A 17,425-nucleotide genomic window follows, 5' to 3' on the forward strand; every position below is an offset into this window, starting at 1 on the left:
GTGGACCTGGCAGGCCTGATTTTATGGAGCAGACCATGACCAATTCCGCATTGATACGACCGGCATGGACGCCAGCCACGATTGCGCTGATGGTGCTCGGCTTCTTTCTCTTCTGGCCGCTTGGCCTTGCCATGCTCGCCTATATTCTTTGGGGCGACCGCCTCGAAGGGTTCAAGCGCGGCGTCAACGAGAAGACCGATTCCATGTTCGGTTCTTTCCGCAACTGCCGCAAAAGCGAGAGCTTCAACTTTGGCAGCGCAACCGGCAACGCAGCCTTCGACGACTGGCGTCGCGAAGAACTGAACCGTCTTGCCGAAGAGCGCCGCAAGCTTGACGAAGCCCGCGCCGAATTCGAATCCTATGCCGCAGAGCTTCGCCGCGCACGCGACAAGGAAGAGTTCGACCGCTTCATGGCTGAGCGTCGCGCTGCAGCCAAGAAGACGCCAGCAAAGGGCAACAAGAATGACATCACCGATCTTTGATCGCGGATAACAGCTTGAAAACTATTGAAACGGCGCGGGTTTTCCGCGCCGTTTTGCTTAAAACAGCTTTTTTTGTCTGGCTTTTCGCACGAATCGCTTATTCTTGCGCGATGGGCTTATCCTTCCTTCGGCAAATCAGCGGCAACAGGGCATCTGCCAATACGGCAACTGTCCGGAGCGAACGCATCCATGCGGTGGCCGGTCGCGAGCTGTCATTGCGTGTCTTCGAAAACCCGCGCGCCAAACGGCTGACGCTGCGCATCGAAGCTGGCGGAAAAGGCCTGCGCATCACGGTTCCGCCCGGACTGCCCGAGCGCGAAGTGCAGAGTTTTCTCAAGCGCCATCAGGGCTGGATCGAAAGCCGCATCACCAAATTGCCGGATCAGCCGGGTGTTCGCCCCGGCGTGAAAATTCCGATCCGCGGCGTGCCGCATCTGATTACACATCGGCCCGGACGCGGCACGGTCGACCTCCTTGAAGGCAATGTGCTGCTGGTTCACGGCGACCCCGCCCATCTGCCACGCCGTCTGGCAGACTATCTTAAAGGGCAGGTGAAGCGCGATATAGAGGCGCTCGTCATCCGCCACACGGCAAGCGTCGGTCGCAAGGCCAAGGCCGTCCGCTTCAAGGACACCAAGAGCCGCTGGGGGTCGTGCACCTCCGATGGCGTTCTTTCCTTTTCATGGCGGATCGGCATGGCGCCACCGGCCGTCATCAACTATCTCGTCGCGCATGAAGTCGCGCATCTGATCGAGATGAATCATGGGCCGCAATTCTGGAAACTCTGTCAGGAGCTTTGCCCCGATACGGAACGCTGCAAGGCGTGGCTGAAGCGAAATGGCAGCGCATTACAGGCTATAGACTTTACATGAACCGATCGATACTGACCGCCGCCAAGGTGCTGTGGGACTACCACTGCATTTACGATCCCATTCCGGCATCCGATGTCATCATCGGCCTTGGCAGCTATGATCTGCGCGTCGCCGAACGCGCTGCCGATCTCTATCTTGAAGGCATGGCACCCCTGGTGATCTTCACCGGCAAAAGCGGTCACTGGACCGAAAATCTCTATCCTGCAAGCGAAGCGGAAGCATTTGCCGAAGTCGCAGTCCGGCGTGGTGTGCCGGAAGAAGCAATCACCATCGAGCCCAACGCCACCAATATCGGAGAAAACATCCGCTTCTCGCTGGAAAAAATGTTGCCCGGCGTGATCAGCCCGATTTTCGTCACCAAGCCGCAGACCCAGCGCCGCGTGCATGCCACCGTCGCCCGGCAATGGCCGGAAGCAAAGGCAAGCGTGACGGCGCCGCTCCTTTCCTTTGAAGAACAGCCGACGCCTTCCTATCCGGTGGAGATGCTCATCAACGAGATGACCGGCGATCTGGAGCGCATTCTGGACTATCCCGCCAAAGGCTACCAGATTGCGCAGGCGGTTCCCATGGAGGTCATGGAAGCGTATGATTTCTTGATCGCACGCGGTTTTGACGGACATACCGCCAGAGAATAGCTGCGAACTGCTTGAGAAGCGCACCGTTTTGTGCGACGGGAAACCATGGTTTTGGATATCAAGATATGCGGGCTGAAAACGCCTGATACAGTCGCTGCCGCTCTCAACGGCGGTGCGACGCATATCGGCTTTATCTTTTTTCCCAAAAGCCCGCGCAATATCACGCCGGACGCCGCAGCCGTTTTGCGCCCTGCCGCGCTTGGCCGCGCTAAAGCTGTTGCCGTGACGGTCGATGCCGACGATGCGACGCTGGATGATATCGTCAGCGCCGTAAAACCGGATATTCTGCAATTGCATGGCCATGAAACGCCTGAGCGCGTGCGCTTTGTGAAGGAACGTTACGGCCTGCCGGTCATGAAAGCCTTTGCGATCCGCAGCGCCGACGATCTGGCCGCCATCGCGCCCTATAAGGGCATTGCCGACCGCTTCCTGTTCGACGCCAAGCCGCCGAAGGGATCGGAATTGCCGGGCGGCAACGGGGTTTCCTTCGACTGGGCCCTGCTTGATGCGCTTGACGCGGATGTCGATTACATGCTTTCCGGTGGATTGAACGCTGGCAATATTGCCGAGGCGCTGCACGAGACGCACGCGCCGGGCATCGACATATCGTCCGGCGTCGAGCGCGCACCCGGCGTTAAGGACGTGCGTCTCATTGAAGATTTTTTCCAGGCTGTCGCCGATGCGGATGTGTCACCATCCGCAAAACGCGCCTGAACATGACGGAGCTGAAGCGTTGAACAAGCCGGTTGAACCCAATTCCTACAAGACAGGCCCGGACGAAGAGGGCATGTTCGGTATTTTCGGCGGACGTTTCGTCGCCGAGACGCTGATGCCGCTGATCCTCGAATTGCAGGAGGCCTATGAAACGGCCAAGAACGATCCTGAATTCAAGGCCGAGCTTTCCGCCCTTTCGACCTATTATGCCGGTCGCCCGTCGAAGCTGTATTATGCCGAAGGGCTGACCAAGCATCTGGGCGGTGCAAAAATCTACTTCAAGCGCGAAGACCTGAACCACACCGGCAGCCACAAAATCAACAACTGCCTCGGTCAGATTCTGCTCGCCAAGCGCATGGGCAAGACGCGCATCATCGCCGAAACCGGTGCTGGCCAGCATGGTGTGGCATCGGCAACCGTCGCTGCACGTTTCGGCCTGCCTTGCGTGGTCTATATGGGCGCGACGGACGTTGAACGTCAGAAGCCGAATGTGTTCCGCATGAAGCTGCTGGGTGCCGAAGTGAAGCCGGTTACGGCTGGCAACGGCACGCTCAAGGACGCGATGAACGAAGCGCTTCGCGACTGGGTCACGAATGTTGAAGACACCTATTACCTGATCGGCACGGCTGCCGGTCCGCATCCTTATCCGGAACTGGTTCGCGACTTCCAGTCGGTCATCGGCACGGAAGCGCGCCAGCAGATTCTCGAACAGGAAGGCCGTCTACCGGATGTCATCATCGCGGCTGTCGGCGGCGGTTCCAATGCCATCGGCCTGTTCCATCCCTTCCTCGATGACGCATCGGTCAAGATCGTCGGCGTCGAGGCAGGCGGTCACGGTCTGGACGGTGACGAGCATTGCGCATCGATGAGCGCAGGTCGTCCCGGCGTTCTGCACGGCAATCGCACCTATCTGCTCCAGAACGAAGATGGCCAGATCCTCGAAGGCCATTCGGTCTCCGCCGGTCTCGACTATCCGGGCGTCGGCCCGGAACATTCCTGGTTGAAGGATTCGGGTCGCGTCGATTATGTGCCGATCCTCGATCAGGAAGCACTGGATGCCTTCCAGCTTGCAACCCGCGTCGAAGGCATCATTCCGGCGCTCGAATCCGCCCATGCCATTGCGCAGGCCGTCAAGATGGCGCCAACCATGGGCAAGGACCAGATCATGATCGTCAACCTGTCTGGCCGTGGCGATAAGGACGTTCACACGGTCGGCAAGCTTCTCGGCATGGATATCTGAGGACAGAATGGGCAAAGACGCCGCTGACGCTTCCACCTACAGACCGCGCGCCGCATGGTTCGACGGGCTGACGGAATGCGGCCCGGCGACGATCAAGCTCAACATCATCGAAGCGGACCCTTCCAATCCGCTTGCCGAAGCTGCGGTGGGCATTGCCCGCCGGCAGATCGCAAATGCTGCGGCAAGGCTTGAAGCCCTGCCGCATCTGGACGCTGGTTTCGCCATTCTCCATCAGGGTGAGGAAAGCCTCTGGCTTCTGCTTCACTGGTGGCTGGAAGGCGGCATTGCAACGGAAATGCTGTGGCAGTCCGAACTCGGCGACGAGATCGAATTCATGCCCGCACAGCCCTTGCTGATGGCCTGCGTCTGGGAACTCGGAATTATTGACTTTGAACGGCGCGCTTGGATGGAGACGGCCATGTCCGGCAAACCCATCGCCGATTATCTTGCGCGCACTTTGCCACGGGGCACGGTATGACCACTCGCATCGACACCAAATTCGCCGCATTGAAGACCGAGGGCCGTCCGGCGCTGGTCACCTATTTCATGGGCGGCGATCCCGACCTCGAAACTTCGCTCAAGGTCATGAAGGAACTGCCGAAGGCCGGTGCCGATGTGATCGAGCTTGGCATGGCTTTCTCCGATCCGATGGCGGACGGCCCGGCCATCGAAGCTGCCGGTCTGCGCGCGCTGAAAGCCGGGCAGTCGCTTTCCAAGACGCTTTATATGGCCGCCGAATTCCGCAAGGAAGACGACACGACCCCGATCGTGCTGATGGGCTATTACAATCCGATCTATATCTATGGCGTCGAGCGCTTCCTGACCGATGCCAAGGCTTCCGGCGTTGATGGCCTGATCATTGTCGATCTGCCGTCGGAAATGGATGCGGAACTTTGCGTTCCGGCCAGGAAGGCGGGCATCAACTTCATTCGCCTGACCACGCCGACCACCGACGACAAGCGTCTGCCGAAGGTTCTGCATAATTCGTCGGGCTTCGTCTATTATGTCTCGATGAACGGTATCACCGGCTCGGCCATTGCCGATACGGCCCGCGTCGGCGACGCGGTGCGTCACATCAAGAAGAGCACCGATTTGCCGATCTGCGTCGGCTTTGGCGTCAAGACGCCGGAACAGGCTGCCGCCATTGCCGCCCATGCGGATGGCGTCGTCGTCGGCACGGCAATCGTCAATGCGGTGGCCGGCGAACTGACGCCGGAAGGCGCGCTTAAGGGCGATCCTGTGGCCGCTGTGAGCAAACTTGTCGGTGCACTGGCGCAAAGCGTTCGCACGACACGCCTTGAAGCCGCCCAATAAATCGTCCATTTAAGCGGGTAGAGTTGCTTTTCCGCATAAGCGGGCGCAAAAGCGCCCGCACTTTCTGTCGGAAGTGCTTGCCGTCGAAGAACAAGAAACGGAACCAAACGTCATGAACTGGATCACCAACTACGTTCGTCCGAAGATCAATTCGATGCTTGGTCGTCGCGAAATGCCGGAAAACCTCTGGATCAAGGATCCGTCCACCGGCGAGATGGTGTTCCACAAGGATCTGGAGAGCAACCAGTTCGTGATCCCGTCTTCGGGCCATCACATGCGCATCAAGGCGAAGGACCGCCTGCGCTTCTTCTTCGACAATGGCGAATATACCACGCTCGACGCGCCGAAAGTGCCGGTCGATCCGCTGAAATTCCGCGACGAGAAGAAATATATCGACCGTCTCAAGGATTACCGCACCCGCACCGGCATGGACGACGCCATCGTCAACGGCCTTGGCACCATTGAAGGTCTGCCGATTGTCGCCACCGTGCAGGATTTCGGCTTCATGGGCGGTTCGCTCGGCATGGGTGCCGGTGAGGCGATCATTCAGGGCTTTGAAAAAGCCATCGAGCTGAAGCGCCCGCTGGTTCTGTTCGCAGCATCGGGCGGCGCGCGCATGCAGGAAGGCATTCTCTCGCTGATGCAGCTCCCGCGCACCACCGTTGCCGTGGAAATGCTGAAAGAGGCAGGCCTGCCTTACATCGTCGTGCTTACCAACCCGACCACGGGCGGCGTGACCGCTTCCTACGCCATGCTGGGCGACATTCATATTGCTGAGCCGGGCGCGCTGATCGGCTTTGCCGGTCCGCGCGTGATCGAACAGACCATCCGCGAAAAACTGCCGGAAGGTTTCCAGAGTGCTGAATATCTGATGGAACACGGCATGGTGGACATGGTTGTTCCCCGCACCGAACTGAAGGAAACGATTGCACGTCTCCTGAAGATCATGACCAAGCAGCCGGCCAACACCGACAGTCCTGTAGCGCCAAAACCAGACGCCGATAGCAACACTGGCAGCAAGGCGGCCTGATATGGGCAGCCAGATCGTGGCAGGCAAGGCGGCTGCCGCTATCGAGCGGCTGATGCAACTGCATCCGAAAGGATTTGACCTCTCCCTGGACCGCATTCGCGGTCTGTTGGAGAAGCTCGGCAATCCGCATCTCAAACTGCCGCCCGTGATCCATATTGCCGGAACCAATGGCAAGGGATCAGCGACTGCCTTCTGCCGCGCCATTCTGGAAGCTGGCGGCTTTGACGTCCACGTCCACACTTCCCCACATCTGGTCAACTGGCACGAGCGTTATCGTCTGGCTGCGCCGGGTGGTGGCCAGCTGGTTGAGGACGACGTTCTGGCCGAGGCCATTGAGCGCGTCGCGGCCGCCAATGGCGGCCAGCACATCACCGTCTTTGAAATCCTCACCGCCGTGGCCTTCGTGTTGTTTGCCGAGCATCCAGCCGATGTCGTCATCATGGAAGTCGGGCTGGGCGGACGCTTCGACGCCACCAATGTCATTCCCGAACCTGCCGTATCGCTGATCATGCCGGTTTCCATTGACCATCAGGCATATCTCGGTGACCGTGTGGAACTGATCGCCGCCGAAAAGGCGGGGATCATCAAGAAGGATTGCCCGGTCGTCGTCGGCTTTCAGCCTTTCGATGCGGCGCGCGAGGTGCTTGTTTCCACCGCGGACCGGCTCGGTTGTCCGGTTTCGGTCTATGGTCAGGATTTCCTCGCCTTCGAAGAACATGGCCGCATGATCTTCCAGAACGAGGATGGGCTGATCGATCTGCCGCTTCCACGCCTGCCCGGTCGTCACCAGATTGCCAATGCCGCCGCTGCCATCGAAACAGTGCAGCTTGCGGGCTTCAACATCCCCGACAAGGCCGTCGAAAAGGCGCTGATGGTGGTGGACTGGCCGGCGCGCATGCAGCGTCTGACGCATGGGGCGCTTGTCGATCTCGCACCGCCAACCTCGGAAATCTGGCTCGACGGCGGACATAATCCGGGCGCAGGCGCGGTGATCGCGGAAGCCTTCGGCGATCTCGAAGAACGCAATGCGCGTCCGCTGTTCCTGATTACCGGCATGATCAACACCAAGGACCCTGTCGGCTATTTTGAGGCCTTTGCGGGCATGGCGCGTCATGTGTTCACCGTGCCGATCCCATCCAGCGATGCGGGTATACCCAATGATGCGCTGGCTGTCGCCGCCCAGAAGGCCGGATTGTCAGCCGAACCGGTTCACTCGGTCGCCAATGCGCTGAAACTTCTGCACGACACCTGGCCAGCCGATGAAATTCCGCCGCGTATCCTGATCGGCGGATCGCTATATCTGGCGGGCGAAGTATTGGGAGAAAACAACACACCACCATCCTAATAAAATTACACTATTATGAGTTACTTTATTAGTCATTATTCCGCCTTTATTTATATCCAAGAATGAATTGTCGTAATTTTAAGAATGGATATATAAATGCGTAATACTATTATTATTTCTACAATTCTTTTTATGGGTCTTTCGGCTGCTCCGTCCTTTGCTGCCAGTATTGCAAAAGAAACTGGTGCCAAGGAAACGGGCACCAAGGCTGTAATGCCCGTTTGTCCCACCGGCACCAAAGCTGCTGCCGACGGGAAATATTATCTTCCCGGTACGCATGAAGAATGCCGGTCGGGCGATAAAGACCATAACGACACCCAGCACAAGTCGAAGTAAGCACACCGCTGATCTTCGAACAAAGAAAAACCCGGCTCAAGGCCGGGTTTTTTTATTGCTTGCTATAATTTCTACTTAAGCAGCAGAAGCCTTGATCCAGTCGGCAAGGCGGCTCTTCGGAGCAGCGCCAACCATATTGGCAGCAAGTTCACCGTCCTTGAACATCAGGAGCGTCGGAATCGAACGCACGCCGAACTGGGCTGCGAGTTCCGGATTCTCGTCGATGTTGACCTTGGCGATCTTGACCTGACCGGCCATTTCGGCGGCGATCTCGTCGAGCGCCGGAGCGATCATCTTGCATGGACCGCACCATTCTGCCCAGAAATCCACCACGACCGGCTCGTTCGACTGAAGAACGTCCGACTGAAAATTGCTGTTATCGACCTTAACGGTTGCCATAGGGCTATCCTCTATATGGTTAAGAACGGCAGACATCTTCACAGACTCACACGCAATCCGCTCTTTCTTCGCTATATCATGTGGCGTGTCTGCTGCCATCCGTCAAGTTCTAGTTACTCACCTTTCCTTGAGAGTCTCTCAGCGCCTGCATGGCTTCATCAAGCACAGCATCGGATAGCGGCAGCAGGAACGGCCCCTCGGTAAAGAGCAAGGCCGTTTCCACAACCCGCCCCGGATAAAGCGGCTCCAGCAGTGCCTTATAGAGCGCAAGCTGTGCGCGATAAGCGAAAGGCACCGCCTCGACGGTCTTGGGCGGCGGTCGGTTGGTCTTATAGTCGACAACGAGAACGCGGGTCGCGTCCACGCTGATGCGATCGACCTGACCGGACACGGCATGATCGCGCCCGCCAAGATTGATCGTGCCCATGATTGCGACTTCGCCACGCGAGCCGGAAGCGAAAACCGGTGCAAATTGCGGATCTGTCAATATAGCTTTCACGCTCGAAACGGCGTTGTGACGCTCAGCCTCCGGCCAGTCGCCCGCTATTCGGCCCAGATAATCTTCCGCCAGCTTCTCTCGCTCGCTCTCCGGCACTTCCGGCAGATATTGCAGCAGCATGTGGATCGCCGTGCCGCGCCGCAGGGCAAAGCCGGGCGTGCCATCGCTGACGATATCCCCGAGCACAGGGGAGCTTGCATCAAGCGGCGGCTCTTCATCCGCCTCAATCAGCGCCGACGCGCCCGATGGTGCCAGCGGGCGCGGGAGCCCCGCCTCGGGCTTAACCGAAAGCAGATATTCCGGCGGCAAACCGGGCAAAGGCGTCGCCTCCGCCTGATCCGGCTCGATAATCTCCGTTAATCCGCGTGGCGTATTGCGATAGCGTCGTGCGGCGACACCCTGCACGGGGTGCACAAAGGTCTCCGATTTGATGGCAAGCGCGTCCTCGGCCAGCCGGTGCCAGGTTTCTCCGCTCTCGCGTGTGCCGCGATAGCCGCAGATGATCAGGCGATCCTCGGCGCGCGTCATGCCGACATAAAGCAGGCGGCGGTATTCTTCCTCGGCGCGGGCCTTTAGCTCTTCGATACGAGCAGCAGTAAACCCGGTCTGCCATGACCCGTTCGGCTGCCAGAGATAGCCTTTCACCGGCGGTCCGTCATGCGCCAGATCATAGGGGATCAGCTTGGGCGCACGGCTCCCGGTCCAGACGGCGCTGCCGGGATCGACCAGAAACACCACAGCGCCTTCAAGGCCCTTCGCCGCATGGACGGTCATGAGGCGCACTTCGTTGCGGCCCTGATCCAGCTCACGCTTGATTTCCGGCGAAGCGGCATCCAGCGTTTCGAGGAAAGCCTGCAAACCGGGCAGCCCGGCCCGCTCGGCAGAGAGCGCGTAGTTCTGAAACTCATCGATAATGTCGCCCGCTTCCGGTCCCAACCGCGCCAGAAGTTTTCGCCGCGCGCCGTCAGCACTCAGAATACGGGCATAGAACTCGAAAACCGGCATGGTGTCGGCGATGCCGCGCCAACGGCTCAAGGTCTTGTGGATGGCGGCAAGCGCCTCGTCGTCACGTGAGGCACGGTAGAGATGTTCGAACAAGGTCGAACCGGACCCGCGCGGATGCGCCAGTGCAAACAGCCGGTCATCGTCCCAGCCGAAGAGCGGGCTTTTGAGAAGCGAAGCCAGCGAAAGATCGTCGGAGGGTTGCAGCACGAAGCGTCCAAGCGCCATCAGATCCTGAATGGCGATATGGCTGGTGAGGCGCAGGCGATCCGCGCCCGCCACCGGCACACCCAGATTCTTCAACGCCCGCGACAAGGCAGGCATGAACTGATCGCGCTTGCGCACCAGCACCATGATATCACGCGGCACGATGCGGCGGTTTTGACCGGGAATGGGTTCGCCCCTGTCCAGCCAGTAGCGGATGGTGGCGGCGATCTGTTCAGCCAGCCGCACGGCGGGCGCGGCCAGATGATCGACCGGCACGCGCCAGTCATCCGGTTCTTCCACCGCTTCGGGCGTCAGCATATCCCAGATTTCCACCTCGCCCGGCGCGTCGGCGCGAATGGCATCGTGAACCGTGGCACCGGCAAGCCCGCGATTGGCTTCCGGCCTCGCAAACACCTCATCCACCGCCTGCAACACATCCGGTGCCGAGCGGAAGGAGAAGTTGAGGCTGACGCGCTCGAACTTCAATTCGGCATCGCCTGCGCGAAGACTGACGGAACGGCCCTGCGCGGCAAAATCTTCCGGTACAGCCCCCTGGAACGAATAGATCGACTGTTTTTCGTCACCCACTGCAAACAGCGTGCGCTGCAAATTGCGCTGGCCGAGACCGGAGAAGAACTCCTCCGACAACATGCGGATAACCTGCCACTGGTCGGGGCTGGTGTCCTGCGCTTCATCAACGAGGATATGATCGATGCCGCGATCGAGCTTGTACTGCACCCACTGCCCTGCCCCGTCGCGGGCAAGCAGCGCCACGGTGCGGGTGATCAGGTCCTCGAAATCGAGCAGACCGCGCTTACGCTTCAGATCATGATAGCGTTGCAGAAGATCGTCGATCAGCGTCAGCGCGGCCAGATTGAGCCGCACGAGGCGCAATTCCTTCAGCCGGTCGAGGCCCATTTCAACACGGGAAGCGGCTGCATCGAAGGCTTCCTCGAAATCCGGCAGCAGCTTCTTCACCGCCGCCGAGCCGACATAGGACCCGGATTTCGGCTCGCCAGTGCTTTTCAGAAACGCAGCGCGCAGCACGGCTTCGCGGTCACGGGTGACGCTCACCTTGTCGTAACGCTTCAGTTGCAGCGCAAAATCATGCGCGCGCGCAGCACCCTTCTGGATCGAAAGAATGAGATCAAGCGCGTCATCGGAGAATTCAGGAACCGGCCAGAGCTCCGCCAGAATATCGCTTTCGCGCTCATCCCGATCGAAACCGAAGGCGCGATGCAAGGTCTTGGCGCGCGTTTCGGCAACGCCCAATTCCGCGATATAGCGCTGCAAACCGTTGCGCCGGTTCACCGCCTCGTCCAGCAGCGATTGCAGCCCCATTTCGCCCGATGCCTGCAACACATCGGCAAAGGCGGCTGCGATATTCGCATTGCCACCACCATGCGCCGTTTCGAGTAGCTGACGCCGTGCTTCACCCACAAGCGCGACCTGCATCAGATCGTCCATCATCTCGAAGTGACCGGCGATGTTTGCCTCAAGTGGAAACTGATGCAGGATGGCTTCGCAAAACGCATGGATGGTCTGGATTTTCAACCCGCCCGGCGTTTCCAGTGCGCGGGCGAAAAGCCGCCGTGCCACCGCAAGGCGAGGTGCGCCCGGTCTGCGGCCTTCAAGCGATTTCAACCGCTCGGCCAGTTCACTGTCCGGCAGCACCGCCCATTCCGACAGACGCGCAAAGACGCGGTTCTGCATCACCGCAGCCGCCGCCTTGGTATAGGTAAGGCAGAGAATTTTCGACGGATCGGTCCCTTCGAGCAAAAGGCGGATAACGCGCTCGGTCAGAACATGCGTCTTGCCGGAACCGGCATTGGCCGACACCCAGACCGAGGCGGCGGGATCGGCTGCCCGCGTCTGCGCATCGATGGTTTCCGGCGGAATATAGAGTTTCTTCTTCATTCGCCGCCCTCCCCACCGGCATCGCCGCCAGCGGACCATTCTAGCACGCGCGCGAGGTGGTCATAGTCGCCCGTAAGATCGGTTTCGCGGAATGGCAGCGCGCGCGAAAGATAACCCTTATCCGGCTTCTGATATTCAGCCAAAAGCTGGGCAAGGCGCTGCCATGCCTCCTCACCCAAAGCGGGAGCGGTCTTTTCCGATGGCGGTCTGCTGATCTTCAGAATGGATTCCGGCTTCACCTCGCCTCCGGCGCGAAGCCGCACATAGGTGAGATCGGACGCCCGAACCGAGCCAACCTCACGGAACGCGCCCCGCACCAGAAGAGCTGCCTCCAGCGCCAGCTGCGGCGACAGCAGGACATGCGCCTGACGCGGCGACGGCGTGGAGCCAGTTTTATAATCGATGATTTCGGCGGTCCCGTCGCGCATCAGATCGATACGGTCGGCACGGCCCGAAAGCGTGATGCCAAGACTTTCGATGTCGCGCTTGTCCGAGGCGATTTCCGCAAACCGCGTCTGCACATTGTAAGCGCGCTCCCGCTCCCATTCCAGAAACTGCGGGATCAGCGCCGTGAAACGCGGCCACCAGACGGCTTCGATTTCGGTCGGCAAATCCATATCTGCAAACAGGATGCGCCCCAGTTCCGTCAGGCGCTCGGCTGCATCCGGTGCCAGCGGGTCGATATTTTCCTGCGTGAAATGTCCGAGAATGTCATGGAACAGCGTACCGCGTTCCGCCGCTGCCGGATCACGGATCAACGGCTCCAGCGGACGCAGCTTGAGAATGCGCTTGGCGAAGATCGCGTAAGGGTCGCGGCGCAGCGTTTCCACTTCCGTGACCGAAAAATGCTTGGGCCGCGCTGCGACCGGTGGCGCAGGCTCAGGTCTTTTGACGAAAGGCACATCCGGCGCACGGTCAATCTCCCGCGACCAGTGCACGAAACGCTGGCCGCGCTGGCGCATGTCCTTCGTCACATCGGCACCCAGCACGGTTTCAAGTCGCTGCAACCAGCGCGATGTAACCGTGGGCGCATTGTCGGAACGCTGCGAGCGCGACAGCACCACATGGTCCATGCCAAGCGCCATTTGAAAATCATGCGCGGCAAGGCCGGTGCGCCGCTCTGGCGGATCGAGTGCGATCATCGCCTTCATCGGGCGCGACATGAAGGGATCGTTGCGCGTCTTGGCGGGCCAACTACCTTCGTTCAGACCGCCGATCACCACTGTATCGACCGTCTGGAGACGCGCTTCCAGCGCACCCCAGACAAAGACACGCGGATGACCGCCCGGATGCGGCTTGACGGTTTCGCCAGCCATCAGCGCATCCAGAATAGCGGGCCATTCGCTAGCTTCGAAATCCAGCTCCGACTCGCTCGACACCAGACCGCGCAGGAACGAGGCAATTTTTTCGCCGCGCTCACCGGAATAGAAAGTGGCGACGCTGCCGTTTTCATCACGCGCCATGTTTTCAACGGCTTGCGCCGTCGCACGCGCAATCTCGCCAATATTGGTTCGCCGACTTGTTGTCGCGAAAGGTGCCAGCGGCACCACCGCCTGGGACAGATTTTCACAGAGGGCCCGGGCGGCAGCGATCATCTCCGGCGTGATGCTGTCATGCCATGCCGGACGCCACGACTGATTGGCGCTCTCCTTCAATCGCCGGTCAAAAAAGGCTGGTAGGTCGATAACGGAAGCGCGTCCCGTGCCACCACGAAAGGCGACAAGCTCCAGCGTTTCACCAGCGAGACGCCGGTCGATGCGCGGTGTTTCAAGCCGCAGCAAAGGATGCTTCACCAGCGCCAGCAAGGCCACCGGATCACCGGGATTGAACACCGTTTCGACCGTCAGGCGCAGCAGCGTCGAGGTCTCGACATCGCGCAAATGCCGCCCGCCGGAATCATCGGCATCAATGCCGAACCGCGCCAGTTCTCCAACCACACGCCGCGCCAAATTGCGGTCCGCCGTCACCAGCGCTGCGATCTTGCCTTCTTGATGGATGGCGTCGCGCAGCGCCAGCGCCACCGACAGCGCTTCCTCGCGTTCGTTCGCCGCCTCAATGAGATCGATTTTATGCGCCGAAGACTGAAGGACGTCCGGTTGCATATCCGGGTGCTGGCTGAGCGCGCCCCACGCATCAGTCGTTTCCGCCGGGCGCAGCGCTTCGCTCACAACACGCTCCAGAATCCGTTTCTGGCGGGGCATGTCTTCAATATGCTCGACATCTTCGCGGAGCGTCCCGATGGCGCGCAGCAACTTGTGCAGGCCATATTGCGGATGCCCGAAGGTCGAGGGATTGTCCTCGACCTCGCCCAGCATCTTCCACGCCTCATCGTCCAGATCGCGATCAAGCCCCGGCAGCACGACTGCGCCGTTCGGCAGATGCGCGATGACGGAAATCAGTTCCGCTGTGGCAGGAATGGAACCCGTCGAACCGGCCGCGATAACCGGCCCCGGAGGCGGGTTATCGCGCAGGCGCGCCACCTCGCCCCAGATCAGGTCGTTGCGGTGGGCTGCCGGATTGGAAAGCTTGCGCTCAGCCAGAATTTCGGGCCACAGCTTGGTGACGATATCGAGAAAACCGAGCGTCACCCGCCACCAGTCGGCAAGATCGTCCGGCGCGATGCTGGCGAGCTCGCTCCATTGCGCGCCATCAGTTTCCACCTGATCCATCAGCCCGGCCAGATCGCGGGCCAGCCAGATGGCATCGGCGGTTGTGGCTGGAACCGATACGTCATCAACGCCGAACAGCGCCCGCACATGGGCGGGCAGAGATTCGCGCCATGGACGGATCAGACGCGCCAGCAGCAGAAGCCGCTCGGCCTTTGCAATCGGCGGATTGAGGTCGAATACGCCCGCCGCCCCGGAATTGAAAAACGCCGCGTCTTCATCCACATCGCCAAGCGGTCTGATGGCGGGCAAAATGGCACTCTTAGCCGGATTCATATCAACGATAACAGAACGCAGAGCACGCGCGGCACGACGCGTCGGCACATAAATCGTGGCGCTGGCTAGCGCCAGAGGATCTGCGGGATTGCCGGGAAAGCCTTCGATCAGTTTGCCGTCAAGCAAGGCTTTGGCGAAGGCTGGGAGAAACGGCGTTCCGGAAGGAATGGAAAACAGCCTTGGCGTGGTTTTGCTCATGCTGTTTCTATCCTTCTCAAATTATTTGGCTCAAATAAACTCGGTTCAAACCAACGCGGAAAGTGCGACCTCCGCTTGCGCTATCGCTTCCGGTGTTCCGACCGTCAGCCAATGGCCGACCATGGGCATACCATAAAGACGGCCTTCAGCGATGGCCTTATCGAAATATCGATTGAGCGACGCCACTTCAGGCTCTGCACCTGCAAAAATGCGCGGATGAATGATACCGGCCCCGGCATAGATGAGCGGCGTTCCCGCCACATCGCGGGCGCGACGCAAGCGGCCTGCATCGTCGGCGACGAAATCGCCCTTCCCCTCGAAACCGGTGGCCTGATCCAGCCCCGCCGTCATCAGCAGGATATCCATCTTTGCATCGTCCCAAGCCTCGCCCAAGGACACGAGATTGGGCTTCGATATATCGCCCACCCAAAACGTATCGGCGTTCAGGAGGTAGAACGGTGCCCCTCCCAATTGCGGCAATGCCTTGACGATGCCGCCTGCAGAATCGAGCAGCAGATCGCGCTCGTCGGAAATGACGATATGCGGCTCTGCGCGGTCAGCAAGATAGGCATCAAGTTGGTCGGCTAAATAATGTACATTCACGACCGCCATCTGTACGCCAACGGCTTCAAGCGCGTCCAGCCCCCAGTCGATCAGCGGCTTTCCCGCGACCTTGACCAGCGGTTTCGGGATTGTCTCGGTGATGGGGCGCATACGCTTGCCAAGCCCCGCCGCCAGAACCATGGCCGTCTCAGGCATTTTCATTGCGCAATAGCCCTTCCTGCATCAATCCCAATTCGCGGAACCATGCCGCCACGGGCGCCATGACCGGATGAACAAGCACACGACCGAGATAGTCATGGATGCGTGGCAGATGGTTGAGATAAGCCGGTTTACCGTCGCGCTCATCAAGCCGCACGAAGAGACCGAGCAGCTTGGCATTGCGTTGCGCGCCCATGGCCGCATAGGCCTTGCGGAACAGTGCTTCGTCGAAAGCATGGCCCAAGCTGCGGCGCTCGTCGCAATAAGCAGAAACGACCGCCTGTTCCAGTTCAACCGGAATCGTCACGCGCGCATCGAGCGCCAGCGAGGCCACGTCATAGGCAGCGGGACCGATCATCGCATCCTGAAAATCGATGGTTCCGATGCGGTCCTTGCCTTCTGCTTCCGGAAACCAGAACAGGTTTGGCGAATGATAATCACGCAGCAGCAGGCTCTGTTCGACATCGGCGATATCGGCAATCACCTTGTCCCACGCCACTTCGTAAGCCTGCTTTTCAGCGTCGGTCAGCTGGCGACCCATCATGCGTGGCGCATACCACTGCCCGACAAGGCTAACCTCGATCAGCATGGCATCGCGGTCGAAAGGCGCGATGAGGTGATCAGGATAGCCGTCAAGCGGCACGTGGTTCGGCCAGTGCACCCCATGCAGATGCGCGAGAAAGCGCCCTGCCGCCTTATAGCGTTCCGCCACCGGCTCACCGGTAGCGGCGCGCACGCCCTCAACGCCCAGATTTTCCAGAACCAAAAACCCTGCGTCCAGATCAGCAGCGCGCATTTCAGGCACGCGAAAACCATGCGCGGCCAAAAGCCCATCAATGGCTGCGAAAGCCAGAATATTCTCGGCCAGATGCGCTATCTGTCGGTAGGTCTTGCCGTCACGCAATATTGGATCATAAGGCATCTGCGGCGCGTTCATGAGAATCTCGACGCCATGCGTGCTGCGGATCGTTTCATATTTGCGCGGCGATGCATCGCCTTGCAGATAACGCCGTTCCGCACCCTGCCGGTCATGGCGGTCAAGAAAAGCACGAATGGCCAGCGAGCGCTCCAGACGGCTGATCGCGGCTTTCGGCACGGCAATGGCGATGCGTCGCCCTGCCCCTTCATGCGAAAGCGTGACCGAGAAATTCGCCTCGGGCAAAAAGCCCTCCCCGCGCTCCGGCCATTCGGCAAGCACAACGCCATCGTCCAGAAATTCGACCAGTCCCAGCTCGTCAAGCTCTTCACCCGACGACAGGCGATAAAGATCGGCATGGGCAACCGGTAGACGAAGCGCTTCGTAGCTTTGCACCAGCGTAAAGGTCGGGCTTGGCACTTCAAGCCCCGGATCGTCGGCAATGGCGCGGATGACCGCGCGGGCCAGCGATGATTTCCCCGCCCCCAGATCACCGGAAAGCGTGACCAGATCGCCCTTTTGCAAAGCGAGAGCGAAGTCCTCGCCAAACCGGAGTGTGGCGGCTTCATCGGGCAAATAGAATTCGAGAATCTGTGTTTGGGCGCTCATAAGCAC

15 protein-coding genes are annotated in these 17,425 nt (G+C 59.8%); 10 read left to right on the top strand and 5 right to left on the bottom strand.

The features are described from left to right. The first annotated feature begins 35 nt into the window (after positions 1-35). From QLQ11_RS08725 to QLQ11_RS08770, 10 genes are all read left to right on the top strand, one after another. Entirely contained in the window at positions 36-482 is a 447-nt protein-coding gene (locus QLQ11_RS08725) for a DUF2852 domain-containing protein (protein ID WP_109370060.1), read from the top strand. Positions 483-592: 110 nt separating this feature from the next. Then, positions 593-1,354, top strand: a complete 762-nt coding sequence (locus QLQ11_RS08730) for a M48 family metallopeptidase (RefSeq protein ID WP_109370059.1) — start codon at positions 593-595, stop codon at positions 1,352-1,354. After that, on the top strand, positions 1,351-1,989 hold the full coding sequence (locus QLQ11_RS08735; RefSeq protein ID WP_109370058.1) for a YdcF family protein: 639 nt from the start codon (positions 1,351-1,353) through the stop codon (positions 1,987-1,989). The genes QLQ11_RS08730 and QLQ11_RS08735 overlap by 4 nt, the downstream gene beginning before the upstream one ends. 45 nt (positions 1,990-2,034) lie before the next feature. Further along, positions 2,035-2,703, top strand: coding sequence for a phosphoribosylanthranilate isomerase (locus tag QLQ11_RS08740; protein WP_283735980.1), 669 nt, complete (start codon positions 2,035-2,037; stop codon positions 2,701-2,703). A 19-nt stretch (positions 2,704-2,722) separates the two neighbouring features. Next, on the top strand, positions 2,723-3,943 hold the full coding sequence (gene trpB, locus QLQ11_RS08745; protein ID WP_109370342.1) for a tryptophan synthase subunit beta: 1,221 nt from the start codon (positions 2,723-2,725) through the stop codon (positions 3,941-3,943). Positions 3,944-3,950: 7 nt separating this feature from the next. Next, positions 3,951-4,421 carry a hypothetical protein gene (locus QLQ11_RS08750; RefSeq protein ID WP_109370056.1) on the top strand — a complete coding sequence of 157 codons (471 nt, stop codon included), beginning with the start codon at positions 3,951-3,953 and terminating at the stop codon, positions 4,419-4,421. Beyond that, positions 4,418-5,257, top strand: a complete 840-nt coding sequence (gene trpA / locus QLQ11_RS08755; RefSeq protein WP_109370055.1) for a tryptophan synthase subunit alpha — start codon at positions 4,418-4,420, stop codon at positions 5,255-5,257. Before QLQ11_RS08750 ends, trpA begins: the two co-directional genes overlap by 4 nt. Before the next feature lie 112 nt (positions 5,258-5,369). Then, positions 5,370-6,287, top strand: coding sequence for an acetyl-CoA carboxylase, carboxyltransferase subunit beta (accD, locus tag QLQ11_RS08760; protein WP_109370341.1), 918 nt, complete (start codon positions 5,370-5,372; stop codon positions 6,285-6,287). A gap of 52 nt (positions 6,288-6,339) precedes the next feature. Then, on the top strand, positions 6,340-7,632 hold the full coding sequence (locus tag QLQ11_RS08765; protein WP_180918063.1) for a folylpolyglutamate synthase/dihydrofolate synthase family protein: 1,293 nt from the start codon (positions 6,340-6,342) through the stop codon (positions 7,630-7,632). A gap of 96 nt (positions 7,633-7,728) precedes the next feature. Further along, on the top strand, positions 7,729-7,968 hold the full coding sequence (locus tag QLQ11_RS08770) for a hypothetical protein (RefSeq protein ID WP_124915141.1): 240 nt from the start codon (positions 7,729-7,731) through the stop codon (positions 7,966-7,968). Between the two features lie 75 nt (positions 7,969-8,043). On the opposite strand, the gene trxA is transcribed toward QLQ11_RS08770, so the two are convergent. From trxA to tsaE, 5 genes are all read right to left on the bottom strand, one after another. After that, positions 8,044-8,367, bottom strand: a complete 324-nt coding sequence (gene trxA / locus QLQ11_RS08775; protein WP_078337659.1) for a thioredoxin — start codon at positions 8,365-8,367, stop codon at positions 8,044-8,046. A 109-nt stretch (positions 8,368-8,476) separates the two neighbouring features. Further along, positions 8,477-11,992, bottom strand: coding sequence for a double-strand break repair helicase AddA (gene addA / locus QLQ11_RS08780; protein WP_283735979.1), 3,516 nt, complete (start codon positions 11,990-11,992; stop codon positions 8,477-8,479). Continuing rightward, positions 11,989-15,132 (bottom strand): double-strand break repair protein AddB, encoded by a 3,144-nt coding sequence (addB, locus tag QLQ11_RS08785; RefSeq protein ID WP_109370052.1) that lies wholly within the window; start codon positions 15,130-15,132, stop codon positions 11,989-11,991. Before addB ends, addA begins: the two co-directional genes overlap by 4 nt. Before the next feature lie 45 nt (positions 15,133-15,177). Next, the gene (locus QLQ11_RS08790; RefSeq protein WP_109370051.1) at positions 15,178-15,897 is read right to left on the bottom strand and encodes a nucleotidyltransferase family protein; all 720 of its coding nucleotides are present in this window, start codon (positions 15,895-15,897) and stop codon (positions 15,178-15,180) included. Further along, positions 15,884-17,419, bottom strand: coding sequence for a tRNA (adenosine(37)-N6)-threonylcarbamoyltransferase complex ATPase subunit type 1 TsaE (gene tsaE / locus QLQ11_RS08795; protein ID WP_109370050.1), 1,536 nt, complete (start codon positions 17,417-17,419; stop codon positions 15,884-15,886). Before tsaE ends, QLQ11_RS08790 begins: the two co-directional genes overlap by 14 nt. Positions 17,420-17,425 lie beyond the last annotated feature (6 nt).

It is taken from the genome of Ochrobactrum sp. SSR (assembly GCF_030067775.1).
In the GTDB taxonomy this organism is placed as follows: Bacteria; Pseudomonadota; Alphaproteobacteria; order Rhizobiales; family Rhizobiaceae; genus Brucella; species Brucella teleogrylli.

Coding starts and splice junctions, on each gene's coding strand:
- QLQ11_RS08725 (WP_109370060.1), top strand. CDS start 36: ATGACCAATTCCGCATTGATACGACCGGCATGGACGCCAGCCACGATT.
- QLQ11_RS08730 (WP_109370059.1), top strand. CDS start 593: ATGGGCTTATCCTTCCTTCGGCAAATCAGCGGCAACAGGGCATCTGCC.
- QLQ11_RS08735 (WP_109370058.1), top strand. CDS start 1,351: ATGAACCGATCGATACTGACCGCCGCCAAGGTGCTGTGGGACTACCAC.
- QLQ11_RS08740 (WP_283735980.1), top strand. CDS start 2,035: ATGGTTTTGGATATCAAGATATGCGGGCTGAAAACGCCTGATACAGTC.
- QLQ11_RS08750 (WP_109370056.1), top strand. CDS start 3,951: ATGGGCAAAGACGCCGCTGACGCTTCCACCTACAGACCGCGCGCCGCA.
- trpA (WP_109370055.1), top strand. CDS start 4,418: ATGACCACTCGCATCGACACCAAATTCGCCGCATTGAAGACCGAGGGC.
- accD (WP_109370341.1), top strand. CDS start 5,370: ATGAACTGGATCACCAACTACGTTCGTCCGAAGATCAATTCGATGCTT.
- QLQ11_RS08765 (WP_180918063.1), top strand. CDS start 6,340: ATGCAACTGCATCCGAAAGGATTTGACCTCTCCCTGGACCGCATTCGC.
- QLQ11_RS08770 (WP_124915141.1), top strand. CDS start 7,729: ATGCGTAATACTATTATTATTTCTACAATTCTTTTTATGGGTCTTTCG.
- trxA (WP_078337659.1), bottom strand. CDS start 8,367: ATGGCAACCGTTAAGGTCGATAACAGCAATTTTCAGTCGGACGTTCTT.
- addA (WP_283735979.1), bottom strand. CDS start 11,992: ATGAAGAAGAAACTCTATATTCCGCCGGAAACCATCGATGCGCAGACG.
- addB (WP_109370052.1), bottom strand. CDS start 15,132: ATGAGCAAAACCACGCCAAGGCTGTTTTCCATTCCTTCCGGAACGCCG.
- QLQ11_RS08790 (WP_109370051.1), bottom strand. CDS start 15,897: ATGAAAATGCCTGAGACGGCCATGGTTCTGGCGGCGGGGCTTGGCAAG.
- tsaE (WP_109370050.1), bottom strand. CDS start 17,419: ATGAGCGCCCAAACACAGATTCTCGAATTCTATTTGCCCGATGAAGCC.